This is a genomic window from Frischella sp. Ac48, from assembly GCF_019641635.1.
Classification (GTDB): Bacteria; Pseudomonadota; Gammaproteobacteria; order Enterobacterales; family Orbaceae; genus Frischella; species Frischella japonica.
The window spans coordinates 622,156-639,315 of sequence record NZ_JAETXP010000009.1 but is presented as its reverse complement, the minus strand read 5'-3'; the positions used below and the strand labels follow the sequence as shown (position 1 = coordinate 639,315).

The window sequence follows — 17,160 nt, the reverse complement described above, 5'->3', positions numbered from 1 at the left end:
AATACTGGTATTACCCGCCGCATCCGTCGCCGTCACAATCCCTTGGGTATTATGGTCTAATGGGTTGGGATCAAACTTCCAATGACCATTCTGATCTGTTTTTACGGAGACCGTTGTATTATCTGGTTTGGTTAAGATGATCTCCGAATTCGGCTCCGCGGTGCCTGATAATCCTGCTGCATTATTACTTTCCACTATCGGGGCATTCGGCGCTTGTGTATCTGCAGTTGATGTAACTTCCTGACTTACTTTATTGATATTATTAGGATCCCTTGTTACAAATTTACCTGTTTCACCATGGTTTAACGGGTTACCCTGTTGATTAAATACCCATTTTCCATCAGTGCCAACAGTAGTGCTTTCAGTTGTATTATCCGGTTTAGTGAGGACAATTTCCATACCTGGTATACCTGTTCCCGTAATTCCAGAAGAATTGTTAGTTGAGATCAACGGTGGCGTAAGCGTTGAATCGTTGCGGTGATGACCTCCTCCACCCCCACCGCCACTACCAAGCGCCACCCCACCAGCTGCTAAAAGTCCGGCTCCAGCCAAATAAACCAAGGGGGAATGACCTTCCGAGTCGGAAGTCAGCATTAAAGGTTCAAGATCATCAAGCTGTACCCAATTTAGATCATGAGCCGGGTGTTCTAACCACCAATACCCTGTCGTATCAGTAGATTGATCATCAATTACCAGCCGATTATCGTTATTATTTGAATGAAAAAAATCATTTATGACGACTGATTGACCTGACTTTAATTTAACAATTAATTGATCGCCTTTTTGAGAGGTAGATAAAATATCATTTCGGGCGGTATTTAATATCACAATTTTTGAATTACCGATGCTGTAAAGATTATCGGCTATGTCTTGCGCATGACCGGTTTTGCGATCCAAGATAATGCTCTTCATCATAATATACTTCCTTCAATCCAACTGTTAATAATAATTTTAAAAATTTGATTCGAACCTTTAATACTTATTCGAATAATTTATTTTTATTTTTGAATGAAATTATAAATGCATTTAAATAATAAGCAAATGTTAATCCTACCAAGAAATTAAAAAGTTTTTTCCCTGTAACCTATTGAAAAAAAATCACTATTTATACATTAAATAATTTTAAAAAAGCATAAAATACTAAAAAACAAATTATTAATAGCAATTATAAGAAAATAATTAGATTTATTTGGAATAATTAAGAAATTATGTACTTTAAAAGGTAAAAATATAATATTTTGATTCAAATCAATTGATATAATATATTTTGGTGAAAATCTTTATAAGTTATCAAAAAAATAAATGCTTATTTTTATCATATATTTGAGAAAAACCATTTACTAAATTAGACGAAAATAATATTTAACATATTAAATATTTTATTTTATCGATAAGATTGATCGCTTATTTAATAAGCGGGAAATAATTAAAATGTATTCTCAAACACCTAATATCTTACCTTTAACTGTTTAGAGATAAATTATAATTTAATTAAAGCAAAGTAAGCGATGCAACTAAGTTAATCTAATTGAATATTTTGAATATAAAAATTCACCAATCTTAATTTTTAGTGAGTATATTAAATAATTGTATAGTTTGCTCAATTCCTAGTTGACTTAATCCAACCACTTCACTTTGCTCCATCACTTTTTTGGTTAAACCTGTTAGTACAGCACCTGGAGGTATTTCAATGGCTAATTTTACCCCTCTTTCATAAGCTGAAACCATTGTTTCATGCCAGTAAACACTATGCGCCATATTGTATGCTAAATCCTCAGCAATTTTATCGGGTTGAGTAAGCAACCGTGCAGTATTGCTACTAATATAACTGATTTGTGGTAATTTAAATTTAATTGACTGCATTGCTTTTGCTAATTGTTGCGCAGCATTCGCCATTAATTCACAATGAGATGGCACACTAACCGCTAATTTTGTCACTTTGCGTGCACCTGATTGCTTTGCTATGGTTGCAACTTTTAGCATAGCTTGCTCGCTACCGGCTATAACAAATTGGTCTTCATCGTTATAATTAGCAATGAAAACAGGAAATTGCTGACTATTGACTTGTTTAACAATCGATTTAACTTGAGCCTGTAAAAGACCCTGTATGGATGTTAAACCATAACCATGTGGATAAGCCCGCTGCATCAATTCACCGCGCAATGAAACCAATCTAAGTGCATCTTTAAAGTCTAATGCACCGGCAAATACTGCAGCCGAAAATGCACCGATTGATAAACCACAGCTATAATCAGCATGAACACCCTTATGCTGTAAAATATTCGCATAAACGACCCCTGTAATCAGGATGCAAAGTTGGACAGCTCGTGTTGTTTGTAACGCTTCGACACTATCTAGCAGTAAAACATCCTCATCCAAAGTATCGCAAGCGCAATCTAATATAGAACTCGTTATTTCACATGTGGGCAATTGGTGGAGCATATTGACAAATTGTGCCCCTTGACCAGGAAAACTAAATAAAACTTTCAATATTCTTTACCTATACACCAGGGATTATGAGTTAAAATTGGACCTGTTGCTGTACGCAACAAAACACGTTGTTCCCTAATCCATTCATTCAAAACAAATCCACCATATGGCGTTTGTATCTGTATATCGATCCGACACGGTTGATGTTGCGCAAATTGATTTATTGCAACTAATTGTTTGTAGTCAGTATATATTGGGCAGCGTATTAATAAATCTAAATCACTCTTAGTCGATAATGACACAATACCACTGGCGATTTGATAACCGCAACTTCCAGTAATACCCCATTGCCACCCAGACAAATAGTCTCTCAAAGCCTGCAAACTATCTCGAAAATGAGAGGGTAATTGCCCGATAGCGACATGATTGATCAATGATTCAGGGGTTACTACTTGAATAATATTACGCAACTTAATTTTAACAGCTAAACGCTCTGCTCGCTGCCGCCCCCTAATTCCAACGGGAACAAATTGTCTGGGAAGTTGCTCACGCCTTACCACCATTGGTAATTGATGGTAATCTATCTGATTGAGCCATTCTGGCAGTTCACTCTCAATCACTATCGCTTGCGGATCATTAACCCAAACTAAATCATGGGGACGAACTTCCATAGCGCTATTTCCTTTTATAATCCCACGGTTAATGTAATAAACAGCGGTAATGTAATAATATTAAGCAGAGATGTTAACAGCAAGGTAGCTTCAGCATCGGGAGACTCAACACCAAATCGATTTCCAAATACCACGCCAAAGAAACCAGCGGCAAATGCAATCACCAAAATAGCAGTGATTGCTAAACTCCCTTCAACACCAAACAATAAAACTAACCCCCAAGCAATGAATGGTTGAACCAGTAATTTGATACTACATGATACGATAACGACCATATTTATTTTTAACTTACGTGCTGATAAAATCAATCCAGTTAAGAATAAAGCTGCGGCGGTTGATGCTAAACCAAGAGGTTTAATCGCCATAATAACCATTTCTGGCATAATAAGATTAAATGCCGAGCAAATAACCCCTAACAATGGACAAAGTACAATTGGTTTCGTCATTGAACGCCAAATTAAACTTGGTAACATTGTTAAAGTTGAATGATGTGAAGACCCGTCAGCTAATGCCTTTTCCCGTTCTAAAATTAATAGACACAATGGCGTGAGGAACACCGAACCACAAGCAATACAAATAGCTACAGATAATGATGTTGCTGAAGTTTCTCCTACAATACTATTCAAAATAGGCAGACCTAATGCAGCGTAGTTTGGTAAAGCAACGGTCAACGTTAATACCGCCGCATCTGATGCGTTTTTTTTAAAATATTTGGTAGTGATGAAATAAAAGACGAAAAACGTAATCCACATTGCTAATACAATGATGATGACTAAATACCATTGTTGAAGGATCCCTTGCCAAGGGGTCTGTACTGTTGCGGTAAACAGCGTTGCTGGTAGTGCAAAATCCATAACAAAAACATTCAACAAAGAAACGTTTTGATTATCAACCATTTTACGTTTACCGGCCCAAAAACCGAGTAACATAATAATAAAAATCGGTGATAACGCTTTGATAATGATATATGTCATACATCCACCTAATTAAGATTGTATTTAAACAATAGGTCTATCGATTTTCAACTGAATTGATTATCAATAAATCGAGCTTACCAATGTGCACGCATTTTTTCACGAACGACTACGGATGTATGGCGATCTTTTCCACCTAAACGACACTTGAGATCTACACCATGCTTAATTATATCAGTTATTGCATCGTTAATAGTTTGTTTTACTAGTGTTATTTCATTGTCGGATGCGTTATCGGGATTAGTAATCGTTAATAATTTATATAATAAACCAAGTTTATTATAATTATCAATATCATACGCCATTGGCGGAATAGAAGCTGCTAATTTTTCCAATGCTGTAACAGAGCGTAATGTGATTCTCGCTGCTGATTCTTTACCCATTGCATGAATCATCACTTCATCATTATCAAAAGCAATCAAGCGATTAGCCTGATAACCATGCGCCAAAAATGCACCTGACATCGCTTTGCCGACAATAAGTCCAACAATCGGGTGTCCGGCAAGACGTGCTTTTGCATATGCTCCAGCAGCTCCAGCTAACGCTTGATGAATACCAAATGCTTCTTCTCTACGTCCATAAGCCTGACTTGGGACATCTATAATGGCAATAATCGCCGTTTTATTTGAATTTAGCTTATCTGATTCAATCACTTCGTGAACGACTTGTGCTAATGTCCAACCCTCTAATAAACCAACTTCCCCATGTGCGGCTCGTGGATATTTATTTTTCTCATCGGGTACAACAGCAATAAAACGAGCTACTTGTCCTAAAATATCACCATCGGCTACTTTAATTGAAGCACATTGACCTCGTCTTATTTTTGCGCCCTTTGTGAGCAAAGAAAACCAGTAGTCACCGCGACTTAATACCGTATTACTCATTTTCTGTCTCCTCGTCCAAATATATTTTTAACCAAAGTGGCATCAGCTTGTTTGCTGGTATCAATCGCATTTAATTTCTGCAAATAATAGTCATAATCATCCGAACGCAATGTGTCTGGTAGACCTTTATTCATACATTGGATAATTGCTGTTTTAACATCATTCACAGAATCTTTAACTATGATATCTGCAAAACCATTTTTGTAACGCACTTCCCCCCCGGTCATACTCCATATAAATGGGCGATCGCGCGAATTATACTCTTCAATGCCCGCTTCTTGTTCAATGACTTGCGGACCATTCAGTCCTAATCTTGCTTCACGTGTCACAACTAAATAACTGCAAAGCCCTGCAGCAATCGACATACCACCAAAACAACCAACAGTTCCCGCCGTGATACCTATGACTGGCACATAACGACGTAAATCTACAATTGCGGAATGAATATCAGCAATGGCAGCTAAGCCTAAGTTAGCTTCTTGTAACCTTACCCCACCCGTTTCGAAAAGTAATAATGCTTGTGTTGCAATTCCTGAGCGATTGTCTTCTGCCGCTAACTCCAACGCGGCAGCCATTTTAGCGCCGGAAACTTCTCCCATACTGCCGCCCTGAAAGACACCTTCTATAGCTATAATCACAGTAGGCTTGCCATTAAATTTTCCTTTGGCTACCACCATACCGTCATCAAACCCAGGTACAATACCCTGTGGTTCAAGCCAAGGTGAAGTGATTTTTTCAAAGGGATCTAATAATTCACGGAAACTCCCTTGATCTAATATTCGACGAGCACGCTCCCGCGCACTTAATTCGATAAAACTCATATCACGATTAGGCATAATTAGCCTCCTCAAAAACTTGCTCAATACGCAATTTCGCAACACCTGGAGTTGATGCAAAATCATTTATTTCTAAGGTTCCCATTGGCAAAGCATGCAATGATGCAAAGCGATTAAAAAGATTCTGCCAACGATGCTTACTGCCATCTACTGAAGTTTTAATGATAATTTTTAGCATTTTTTCTTGATGTGGAATAAACATCGCTTCAAGATCACCGGATCCTACAACCCCAGCCAATGCTTTATGTTGCAATTTTTCTGTTGCGGGATAAGTCAATTCTATTCGTTCCATAACATCCTCTTCAATCATGAAAATGATTTACAATCAATTGATGCGTTATATTCTATTTATTATGTATAGCATATGTAACATTATAAATAACCATTACTTTTTATCGTGTTCGTTCTTATTGAGTAACCAACTTACCAACTCTTAAATCTTGCTGGTGGATCATATAAACCATCTGACCATTCAACTAAATCGGCAATACTATTGGCCGCCAATAAAGAGCGTTGTGCCTGAGTGGGTTGAATGCCTAAATCTTGTGGGAATGCCACTTTACCTTCTTTACGGAACTGCGCTACCCTTTTACTATCAACGCCTAAACCGATATCGGTGATCCCCGCAACAGCTGCCACCATCGCCCGACGCTCCTCCAGCGATTTGGCTTGATATAAATAAGCAATCCCTTCTTCAGTTAATACATGCGTAATATCATCACCATAAATCATCACTGGCGCAATTGGCATGTCTGATTCTTTGCCAACTTCCACCGCATCTAACTGTTCTACAAACGTGGGTTTTGCGCCAGCTTGAAAGGTTTCAACCATTTGTACAACCAATTTATGACCACGATCGACTCGATTTTGACTTTGCATCATATCTAACCACGCTGATGTAGCATGGCGTCGACCATGAGGATCGTGTCCCATATTAGGCGCGCCACCAAAACCTGACAAACGACCATGAGTCACTGTGGAAGAGTTACCTAATCCATCAACTTGTAATGTTGAACCGATAAACATATCAACACCATACTGACCAGCTAATTGACACAACGTACGATTTGAACGCATACTACCATCATGTCCAGTAAAAAAGATATCAGGACGGGCAGCCATATATTTCTCCATGCCTAATTCACCACCAAAACAGTGAACGGTTTCTACCCATCCACATTCGATAGCCGGTATCAACGTCGGATGAGGATTTAACGCCCAGTGTTGACAGATTTTACCTTTTAATCCTAACTGTTCGCCATAAGTAGGCAACAGTAATTCAATAGCTGCAGTATTAAAACCTATTCCATGATTAAGTGACTTCACTTGATGCTTGGCATAAATTCCTTTAATAGCCATCATGCCCATTAAAACATGAATTGGTTTAATCAAGCGGGGATCACGAGTAAATAGAGGTTCAATGAAAAAAGGTTTATCCGCAACAACAACAAAATCAACCCATGAGGCTGGAATATCAACCCGTGGTAAATCTGCTTCATCATCAACTAATTCATTAACCTGCGCGATAACTATACCATTTTTAAAGGCAGTTGCTTCTACGATAGAAGGCGTATCTTCAGTGCTTGGACCTGTATAGAGGTTACCATTACGATCAGCTTTATAAGCAGCTACTAATGCTACATTCGGGATAAGGTCAACAAATAATCGTGCGTAGAGTTCAATGTAGGTGTGAATAGCACCAATCTCTAATATATGATCAGCAAGCAACTGCGAAATTCGTAAACTTTGTGTACCAGAAAACGAAAAGTCCAACTTCTTGGCAATGCCTTTTTCGAAAATATCCAAATGTTCAGGTAAGCCGATGCTTGGCATTAACATATGTAAATTATGGATAATATTTGGATCAACTTGGCTTAATTTTCTGGCTAAAAAATCGGCTTGCTTTTGATTATTACCTTCTAAAACAACTCGATCACCAGCAACAATTAATTTTTCCAAAGCCTCAACAAAACTGTCAGTGGCAAGAACTTTACCATTTGCTAGTTTATTTACCGCATTGCAGCGTCTTTTTTTCTCGTTAAGACGAGAATCCCAAGCACGATTGGATTTTAGATTTGCTAACATATCTGTAAACTCCTTCGTTTAACCATTCCCACTCTAAATCAATTTGATTATGTTAACTTAATAATAGATCTTAATTACTGAATAAATCAATTAACCTTATTAAATTAAGACTAATTTTATTGCGATTAACAAAATTACCATTTATTATTCAAAGCGAATAGTGAACTATCATTTTTTTGGTATAACTATTGCATCATTTTATTTAACTTTATAAATATTCAGAGCTAACACGTTTGAATAGCCTAATTATGTCTATTTATCTTTTTCATTTTTGGCTATCTTACAATTTGCATAAAATATATTATAAAATTAATTGTTAACTGAATGTTTTAAAAATGCCAATAATGATTATTTAGAAAATCGTTTATAAGTAGGAAAAATATGTTCTATACCACTGAATATCCCTCTCCAGTGGGTCTAATTACAATAGCGGCTCATCAAGAGAAACTTGTCGGACTGTGGATTAAAAATCAAAAATATTTTGGTGAAACAGTTACACAAGTGTTAATTAGAAATGCTAATTTACCAATTTTTAATCATACTCAAAAGTGGTTAGATAATTATTTCGCTGGAAAATCTCCTTCTACTAATCAACTAGCTTTGGCTCCTAGCGGTAGCGAATTTCGCCAAATTGTCTGGCAAATTTTGTGCCAAATCCCTTATGGACACATAATCACCTATGGTGAAATAGCAAAACAAGTGGCACAAAAAATGAATAAAATAAGGATGTCTGCTCAAGCCATTGGTGGTGCTGTCGGACATAATCCAATTTCCATCATTATTCCCTGCCACCGCGTAGTGGGAAGTGATGGCAATTTGACGGGTTATGCTGGGGGAATTGATACTAAAATACAATTATTAACACTTGAAGGCGTTAATTTAAAACAACTCCATAAACCAAAACAGTCTACTGCACCATAATCCTAATTGAATATCGAATAGCTGACTTAAGTTAATAGTACTAAATATTCTGTCATTAAAAATACTTTAAAAGTGAGAAAAATTAATAAAATCTCACTTAAATATTTTACAGAGTTCAGAATTCAACACATTAAGCATGTAAATAAATTTGTGGTATTTTCAAATTTTTTGGATGGTGATAAGTACCTAATTCAACACCATACCAACGATGAATACTTTCGGTGGTAATCACTTCTTTGGGTGTGCCTTGTTGTACGATTTTACCATGATGTAACAATAAAATCCGATCAGCATATAAAGCTGCTAAATTAAGATCATGCAGAACACAACAAACTGCTAATTGTTGTTCAGAAGCAAGTTGTTTTAATAAGCGTAAGGTATGTTGTTGATGATATAAATCTAATGCTGATGTGGGTTCATCAAGGAAAAGTAATCTTGGCGTAGGTGTCGGTTGCCATAATTGTGCAAGTACCCGTGCGAGTTGCACACGTTGTTGTTCCCCTCCGGATAAATGTCGGTAATCACGCTCTGCTAACGTTGAACAGTCAGTCTGGCGCATCGTTTCTGAAATTGCCTGATGAAAATGCGCTTTCCCACATGGGGCCCGACCCATTGCCACAACTTCTTTAACTTTAAACGGAAAAGATAATTGACGATGTTGGCGCATAACGGTACGAACTTTAGCTAAATCTTTAGCCTGCCATTGATTTAAGGGTTTATTGAGTATACAACATTCACCAAATGAAGGGATTAAATAACCGGTTAATAATCGTAATAAAGTAGATTTACCCGCCCCATTTGGTCCAATGATGATGACGATTTCACCCGCTTTTATATTTAAACAAATATTGTCAATAAGCTTCAATTGTCCACAATGATAACTTATATGTTTAGCCGTTAACATAGGTTCAGATTTCCTTGTTATTTATGTTTCAATATCAACCAGAGAAAATAAGGTCCGCCAATAAGACTCGTTAGTAAACCCACAGGAATCTCTGCAGGAGCAACCACCGTTCGCGCTAAAGTATCGGCTAATAGTAATAAGCACCCACCGCCTAAAGCTGAACCAAGGATTAACCATCGATGATCCGCGCCGATACGTAGGCGAATCATATGTGGGATCACTAATCCGACAAAAGCAATAATACCACTCACCGCGACCGCTGTACCAATAAGCAATGCACTGAGCAAAAGTAAATAACGTTTAATTCGCTGCACATTAATGCCCAGATAATGGGCATCTTCATCACCAAGTTGCAATATATTGAGTTGATAAGAAAGTTTCAAAACCATAATTAATGCTGGAAAAATTAGCGATACGGCAACCAATACCAGCTCCCATGAACCTTTGCCTAAATGTCCCATTGACCATAATGTAATTTGCTTGAGTTGTATATCATCACTGATGTAACTCAGGCACCCCATCACGGCCCCAATAATGGCATTAATCGCAACGCCAAGTAAAATTAATTTTGCCATATTACCTTGTTCATTAAAGCTATATAAGTAGATAAATAAACAGATAATCATGCCACCAATGAAAGCAGCGATCATTTTTCCATATAACATAACAATTGAAGGAAACGCAGCAGGAAAAAGTATTGTTAAAGCAACCATTAATGCCGCACCACTGCTAATACCTAGCAAACCAGAATCCGCTAATGGATTGCGGAATAAACCTTGCATAACGGCACCTGAACTGGCTAATGCCATACCAACAATCACAGCTAATAAGATACGCGGTAAACGAATATTAAACCAAGCCCTTAAAAGTGGATCGTTACAAGATATATGACTTAATTGATAAACAGAGAGTTTTAATGCACCAGAGTTCGCCGCAATGATGATGAGGATAAGTAAAAGAATAACTAATTTCCATAATAATGGTCGGTGATTATCAGTGTGCACAGATTACCCTCATAATTATTGTCATATTACTTATTGTTAATGTATTTTAATTAGCAACCTTAAGACTCGGATCGATAACACTATATGCCCGATTGTCCCATTGTTGTTTATTAAGCATGGCAATTATTAATTCCGCTAATTCATCACGATGAATAAAACCATGAACTTCTTGTTGGTAATAACATTGCCCGTGACCCGTTGATGGACCATCAATTAACCCTCCAGGTCTTAAAATCAAATGATTGAGAGTGCTAGTTTGTAACCAAATTTCTGCCAAGGACTTTTCACGTACCGCTAAACCAAATGCCTGTTTTGCGCGTGTTGATAAGGTTGACCATGTATCACCACATCCTAAAGACGTCACTAATAACATCTGCTTAAGTCCCATTTGTTCAGCACAATCAATAATAATACGTTGCGCCGTGTAATTTCCTGTTATGCCACTTAATGTTGAAACAATAATGGCATCAGGCCCGGCTAATTGACATAATTGATTAACTTTCACTGGATCAGTTGCATCACCAATAACACATTCAACCCCTTGTTTGGTTAACTGTTGTGCTAACTCGGCATGTCTGACTAACACGACACAACGCCATTGCGGATGACATTTTCTGGCAGCTTGTAAAACCTGATAGGCTGTACCCTGTTTGGGGCTAACACCAAAAATTAATAGTGTTTTCATTCTGACTTTACATCCACTCATTATATTGCTGTGCTAATAATCTGAATTTTTCTAATTGCTCTACTTTTAACTGATGGTTAGCATCACGACCAACGAAAATTTTGAACATTGCTTGACCATCTTGATTAAGAAAGATAATTGATGCAGTAGACATTTTCATAAAATTACGTTCAATAAAAGCAATTTGCTGGCAGTGTTCGGCTTTAATATGACCACTTAGACCTTGTTTATGTTTCAGATTGAAATAGCCAGAACGATGAGAACCGGACGGTAATTCCCCCGAAAATTCGGCAATAATATCAGCAGTATGGACTAAAAAAGTAATTTCACCCCATGTTTCTACTTCCTGCCAAATAGTATCAAATTGACTGCCATTAGCTATTTTAACATTGGGTAAAGCATGAATGACTTCACTTAATGTTACCTGATAATCATTGGCAATTTTTTCTAACGTTCCGTCAGGATTGCTTTGCATAAAATCTTTCAAGTTCATTTGTTGGGTTGATTGTTCTGACATATTTATACCTTTTAATTAGATGATGTAATTTTATTAGGATGCATTTTGAGATGGGTAGGTGGCATCCCATTGCCATGTTTGGATTGCATTGCTTTTCTAGCTTTTTGCATTTGTTCTTGCAACGCAATATGTTCTGGGTTATTTAGTTTCAATAAAAGTTGCTGTAAAGCTTGTAAAATATTACTTGACCAAAAACGCCCTGACAATGTTAAGCGCATGCAGTGATCAGTGTCTTGTAATAAACCAGCTTGATGCCACTGTTTGATCAGTGGATCAAATAAGTGATAAGCATCGGTTAATTGTGTTAGATCTATGCGGCCTCGTTCGATACCAGCTTGTAACTGATGAAGCCAATCGCCTAGTAACGTTTTACCTGTGAGCATCATCAATGGTTTTTTTCCCTGATCTAATAATGCATAATATTGTTCAAGATTGCGATGTAACATAAAAGATTGTCCACCCAATCTACCACCAGCACACGAACCAAAGGCAAAAAAATGTGAACCTTGCTTAATTAAGGAATTATAAAGATTGCGTTCACGAGTGGTCTTGGCCCAATGAGCATTAGTTAAATGCATCCAACCTTGCTGGTCTAAGTATTCTGCCCCTTGTTGATAAAAAGCACTTTTATCAGCCACAGAAGGTAGTTCAATCCGTTTGTTTTCTACTCCCTTTGCTAAAAGAGTCGTCGGTAGTAGATTTAATGCATAAAGATCGATACCATCAAGAGGTAAACTATTGGCAATATCTAAATCATGTTGCCAAGTTTGATAAGTCTGATTGGGTAAACCAAACATTAAATCACAAACTAATGCCACGCTATCTCGAGAAGCAATTTGTTCAAATGTTTGAATAATTTGTTGTTCAGTATATTCGCGACCTAACCTTCTGCGGATTTCCGAATTAAACGTTTGTATTCCAATCGAAAATCGATTAGCTCCAGCAGCAATATAACTATCAATTCGTTCATCATCAAAATCTGAAATTCGTCCTTCTACGGTAATTTCACAATCAGGCGCCAATGGGGCATGTTGTTTTAAATAATCAATAATCCTAGCTAACTGTCCAGCAGCTAGCGCAGTGGGTGTTCCCCCACCGAAATAGACTGCATGGATAGGGGCCGATTGTATCGCTTTGCTGTGAATTTCAAGTGTAATTTCTTGTAATAAGTAATCTACATAGCGATTTGTATCAAATTTTCGTAATGGATTTTGATAAAAACCACAAAAAAGGCAATGAATTGCACAGAATGGAATATGAATATAAATTAGTCTTTTTCGGCCTGTTAAGGGTGTATTTTGTATTTGTTGCCATTGTGACTCAATTTCATCCGCAGCAAGTGGTAAATTCGCTTGTAATGGCATCACCGCCCAACGATCTTTAAAAGGTAAACCTGACGTATCAGCATAAAATGGTGTGACATCCAATGTTTTCATATAAGCTATCTTACTTATTTTTTATAATTTGCCGGAAATTAAATAATAATTATTATCATTTGGCAATGTTTTTTTATAGTTTCACTCATACTTAACTAAAATCCATCAAATTATTAAATAAACTTAAATGGAAACAATGTGTTTATTTTATTCATTGCTCATAATAAATCACTATTTTTATCGGAAAACATCTCATTAATAATATTTTAATTTAAAACAAGGTGTTACAAATTAATCATCAATTTGATTAGAGTTTTTATTGATAATAATTATCATTTTCATTATATTGTTTCGATAATTAGAAATTAAAAATTGGAATTATCATGAAAAAAAACTTCATTTTTATGAAATGGTTGTTAGTAATAAGTAGTTTAATGAGTTTCTTTAATGTGAGTTATGCCAATGAAAGGATCGTAATTGCCGGTGGCTCTCTAACAGAAATTGTTTATGCGCTCGGTTATGGGGACCATGTGGTCGGTGTTGATCAAACTAGTAGTTATCCGGATGATGTCAAACAACTGCCTCAAATTGGTTACTGGAAGTTATTAAATATTGAAGGAATTCTCTCCCTCAGCCCCTCATTATTTATTACTTGGCGAGATGCCGAACCGAATAATATTATTGAACAAGTCAGTCAAGCTAATGTCGATATATTATCATTGCAACGCGTTCCTCCTACTCCTGAATTGCTATATTTGAATATGACTACTATTGGTCATAAACTAAATAAAATCACTGAAGCTAATCAACTTGTGCAACAAATTCAGCAACATCTCACACAAGTTCAACAAAAGATTGCTAAACATCCACAAAAACCTAAAGTGCTCTTTATGCTAAGTATGGGTGGAAATAATATGATTGCGGGAAAGAATACCGTTGCTGATGCAATCATGACCATAGCAGGAGGGGATAATATTGCCACTCATTCCAGTTATAAAACCTTTTCCGCTGAATCACTCATAATTAGTAATCCGGAAGCAATAGTTTTCACGAGTCAATCGGTTGAGCAAATGGGAGGCTTAGATAAATTATCTGCTATTCCAGGATTAACCGAAACAGCAGCATGGAAAAATCATCGTATCATCACCATTGATCAAGCATATCTTTTAGGATTAGGTCCTAGAGTAACACAAGCAGTTGACGTGCTCTATCAGGGTTTCTATCCAAAATGATCAGTTTATCATTAATATGACATTGATTTTATTAAAAATATTGTGGTGAGCAATTTTAATTTTTCATTGTTACAACAAAATCTGAAGGTCATTTCATATGTGTTACACAATGCCGATAGTGATAGTAAATCGGTATTAGCAAGTAAAACTTGAGAATTATTTTATTGATTAATTAATTTTAAGGATAACGATGTGTAAATTCACTCATTTAAAAAAAACGATTACTTTGGCAATTAGTTTAGCCATTTCATTACCGGCTCTTTCCGTAGAGAAAGATCAAGAGCAAACTATTGATGATATTATGACTGTCACCGCCGATGAAACAGATAAAAAACCAGGTACGTCACAAGAAATATCTGATCAAGATATTCGTCGCAATGGCGGTACAAATTTTGGTACGATAATGCGTTATCAACCATTAATTTCAGCACCAGGAAGTATCGCTGGAGCAGGTGGTACTAAGAGCAGTTGGGACAGAGGTGGTTTTTCTGGTTATAACATACGTGGATTAGATGCCAACCGCGTATCGATCGATGTAGATGGTATGGCGTTACCTATTGCACAACGTCGTTTCAATACCGTCGGTCGTGCTGGTTTTGGTACTTATGCTATTGGACGTGATTATATTGACCCATATATGTATAACAGAGTTGATATTGAGTCCGGTTCAACGTCTGTCGCTAATCCAAATAATGCTTTAGGTGGCTCAGTATCATTTAAAACTAAGTCTGCTAACTATTACCTTTATCCTGGCAAACCAAGCTATTTTGGTTATCAAAATGGTTACGATAGTGCTGATAAAAGTTTTAATCAAGGTTTAACAATGGCATTCGGAGATGATCAATTAAATGGTATTCTAGTTTTAAGTCGTCGTGATGGTCAACAAACACGTAATTATGGTGATTCTATCAGTGCTTACCCAGAGAATTGGCGGTCAAATTCTATTTTGGTTGGCATAGCTTGGCAGGCAACTGATGAGCATTTACTTAGTGCCCATGTAGATTATAATAATAAAACTAAACATTCCCATTATGATACCTGGAATAACAGAGGTTCAGCCATTAGTTCTCACGACCATCAAGATAATAAGAATAATCGGTTAAGTGTTATGCTTAAAGATCAATGGCAACCTAGTAACCTTAGTTGGATTGATAGCTTAGTGACCCAAATCAATTATCAGCAAACTAAAGTTTATGATAATACTGATATCAATACTATTGGCAGTGATAAATTCAACATCCAAACTCACTATAATACAAAAAGCTATAGTTTTGCTTCAACTTTGTTAAAACATTTATATAACCAAACAATTTCAGTTGGAATTAACGGAAAATGGAGTCAGGATGAATCCCCGTTTTACACGTCTGCTAGGCCAAACCATATTGTTATTTTCCCAGATGGGGACTATACAAAACCACAGGCAGACAGTCGTAGTTACGAGCTAGGTGGATTTGCTGAAGACCGAATAGCATTTAATAACGACACATCAAACAAAATCTATGCGATACCAGGGGTAAGAATAATATACAAAAATACCAAACCGCGTCACCTAGAAAATATGGCAGTTAGTAGCATTAGTGCATCACAACTTGCTCAACAATATCGTAGTAATAGTGATTTCCAAGTTTTACCATCTTTGGCATTTATGTATGACATAAAACCTAATTTTACGGCTTATTTGCAATATAAACGCGGTGCACAAATGCCGAATCAAAATCAACTATATGGTTCGTATATGGCACATAGCAATATCTATGCGCTATTGGGTAATTCTAAATTAAAAACGGAAACAAGTCATAATTTTGAGCTTGGTGTGAAAGGTCAACCAACCGATGGTATTCAAATAGCAAGTTCGGTGTTTTATAGTAAATATAAGGATTTTATAGCCTATACCCGTTATAGAAAAAGCATTGCAGGTACCCGAGCCCGTACGATTTTTGAAGCGGAAAACCGTGATAAAGCCTACATTTATGGTGCTGAACTAAGTAGTAAAGTGAATTTAGGTACTTGGATTGTATCATTCAACGGTTTATCTGCTCATTTGGCGATTGGTTATAGCCAAGGTAAATCAAAATCTAATTATTTAGGCGATAAAAATGTTGAAATTGACACCGTCGCACCGATGAAAGGCGTCATAGGTTTAAATTGGGATGATCCAAATAACATTTATGGTGTTTCTCTCACGTCAACCATCCAAAAAGGTAAAAGAGCTAAAGCAACCTCTCGCGAAAGTTATGATAATAATGGTCAACCTATTCCCAATTCAAATGAAAAATATTTCAGCGTTCCCGGCTATGGTATTATTGATTTAACTGGTTATGTCAATTTTACCCAAAATATCAAACTTAGTGGAGGTATCTATAATCTTACCGATCACAAATATTGGGATTATTTAAGTAATAATAAGCTATATCAAAATTCAGATCGTAAATATATTAATATGTTTACTGCTCCGGGAAGAACTTTTCAATTAGGTCTAGATATTGACTTTTAATGGTTGATTATTAAGTTCAATTTAACGCCACTTAAATTGAACTTAATTTTAAGTATCGTGAATAAAATTGAAGCACTTTTTACTTCAATATTAACAACTACTTGAATACTCCGTTACTTTTTTAACTATCAGGACAAAGGATAAACA

The 17,160-nt window shown here is 36.5% G+C and carries 15 protein-coding genes and 1 pseudogene (1 of these 16 only partly in view); 3 read left to right on the top strand and 13 right to left on the bottom strand.

The genetic code is table 11. The features are described 5' to 3' along the window. From JMI89_RS07615 to mdcA, 8 genes are all read right to left on the bottom strand, one after another. On the bottom strand, positions 1-915 hold the beginning of the coding sequence (locus JMI89_RS07615; protein ID WP_220679723.1) for an Ig-like domain-containing protein. 1,455 nt of this gene lie to the left of the window's left edge; only the first 915 of its 2,370 coding nucleotides appear in the window; it begins with the start codon at positions 913-915; the stop codon falls past the left edge of the window. A gap of 645 nt (positions 916-1,560) precedes the next feature. Then, positions 1,561-2,490 (bottom strand): malonate decarboxylase subunit epsilon, encoded by a 930-nt coding sequence (gene mdcH / locus JMI89_RS07610; RefSeq protein WP_187755026.1) that lies wholly within the window; start codon positions 2,488-2,490, stop codon positions 1,561-1,563. Continuing rightward, complete coding sequence (locus tag JMI89_RS07605; protein WP_187755025.1) at positions 2,487-3,101, bottom strand: malonate decarboxylase holo-ACP synthase; 615 nt, start codon at positions 3,099-3,101, stop codon at positions 2,487-2,489. Before JMI89_RS07605 ends, mdcH begins: the two co-directional genes overlap by 4 nt. Before the next feature lie 14 nt (positions 3,102-3,115). After that, a complete protein-coding gene (locus tag JMI89_RS07600; RefSeq protein ID WP_220679722.1) occupies positions 3,116-4,075 on the bottom strand; it encodes an AEC family transporter in 960 nt (319 codons plus the stop codon). A gap of 77 nt (positions 4,076-4,152) precedes the next feature. Beyond that, positions 4,153-4,959 (bottom strand): biotin-independent malonate decarboxylase subunit gamma, encoded by an 807-nt coding sequence (gene mdcE, locus JMI89_RS07595; RefSeq protein WP_220679721.1) that lies wholly within the window; start codon positions 4,957-4,959, stop codon positions 4,153-4,155. Then, complete coding sequence (locus tag JMI89_RS07590; RefSeq protein WP_220679720.1) at positions 4,956-5,795, bottom strand: biotin-independent malonate decarboxylase subunit beta; 840 nt, start codon at positions 5,793-5,795, stop codon at positions 4,956-4,958. The genes mdcE and JMI89_RS07590 overlap by 4 nt, the downstream gene beginning before the upstream one ends. Next, positions 5,788-6,087 (bottom strand): malonate decarboxylase acyl carrier protein, encoded by a 300-nt coding sequence (mdcC, locus tag JMI89_RS07585; RefSeq protein ID WP_187755021.1) that lies wholly within the window; start codon positions 6,085-6,087, stop codon positions 5,788-5,790. The genes JMI89_RS07590 and mdcC overlap by 8 nt, the downstream gene beginning before the upstream one ends. A gap of 131 nt (positions 6,088-6,218) precedes the next feature. Next, complete coding sequence (gene mdcA, locus JMI89_RS07580) at positions 6,219-7,880, bottom strand: malonate decarboxylase subunit alpha (protein WP_220679719.1); 1,662 nt, start codon at positions 7,878-7,880, stop codon at positions 6,219-6,221. A 381-nt stretch (positions 7,881-8,261) separates the two neighbouring features. Between mdcA and JMI89_RS07575 the strand changes: the two genes are divergently transcribed. After that, a complete protein-coding gene (locus JMI89_RS07575; protein WP_187755019.1) occupies positions 8,262-8,801 on the top strand; it encodes a methylated-DNA--[protein]-cysteine S-methyltransferase in 540 nt (179 codons plus the stop codon). 130 nt (positions 8,802-8,931) lie between these two features. Here the strand turns inward: JMI89_RS07575 and JMI89_RS07570 are convergent, their stop codons facing one another. The 5 genes and pseudogenes from JMI89_RS07570 to hutW form a co-directional block, all read right to left on the bottom strand. Next, on the bottom strand, positions 8,932-9,705 hold the full coding sequence (locus tag JMI89_RS07570) for a heme ABC transporter ATP-binding protein (protein ID WP_220679718.1): 774 nt from the start codon (positions 9,703-9,705) through the stop codon (positions 8,932-8,934). Positions 9,706-9,722: 17 nt separating this feature from the next. After that, the gene (locus JMI89_RS07565) at positions 9,723-10,709 is read right to left on the bottom strand and encodes an iron ABC transporter permease (RefSeq protein WP_220679717.1); all 987 of its coding nucleotides are present in this window, start codon (positions 10,707-10,709) and stop codon (positions 9,723-9,725) included. Between the two features lie 46 nt (positions 10,710-10,755). Then, a complete protein-coding gene (locus JMI89_RS07560; protein ID WP_187755016.1) occupies positions 10,756-11,394 on the bottom strand; it encodes an NAD(P)H-binding protein in 639 nt (212 codons plus the stop codon). A gap of 7 nt (positions 11,395-11,401) precedes the next feature. Then, positions 11,402-11,911 (bottom strand): heme utilization cystosolic carrier protein HutX, encoded by a 510-nt coding sequence (gene hutX, locus JMI89_RS07555; RefSeq protein ID WP_220679716.1) that lies wholly within the window; start codon positions 11,909-11,911, stop codon positions 11,402-11,404. 131 nt (positions 11,912-12,042) lie between these two features. Then, positions 12,043-13,347: pseudogene (hutW, locus tag JMI89_RS07550) on the bottom strand (heme anaerobic degradation radical SAM methyltransferase ChuW/HutW); the annotation flags it as partial. Between the two features lie 323 nt (positions 13,348-13,670). Here hutW and JMI89_RS07545 point away from each other — a divergent pair. Further along, positions 13,671-14,519 (top strand): hemin ABC transporter substrate-binding protein, encoded by an 849-nt coding sequence (locus tag JMI89_RS07545; RefSeq protein ID WP_220679715.1) that lies wholly within the window; start codon positions 13,671-13,673, stop codon positions 14,517-14,519. Positions 14,520-14,709: 190 nt separating this feature from the next. Continuing rightward, positions 14,710-17,013: a TonB-dependent receptor domain-containing protein gene (locus JMI89_RS07540; RefSeq protein WP_220679714.1), complete on the top strand. Its 2,304-nt coding sequence runs from the start codon at positions 14,710-14,712 to the stop codon at positions 17,011-17,013. Positions 17,014-17,160 lie beyond the last annotated feature (147 nt).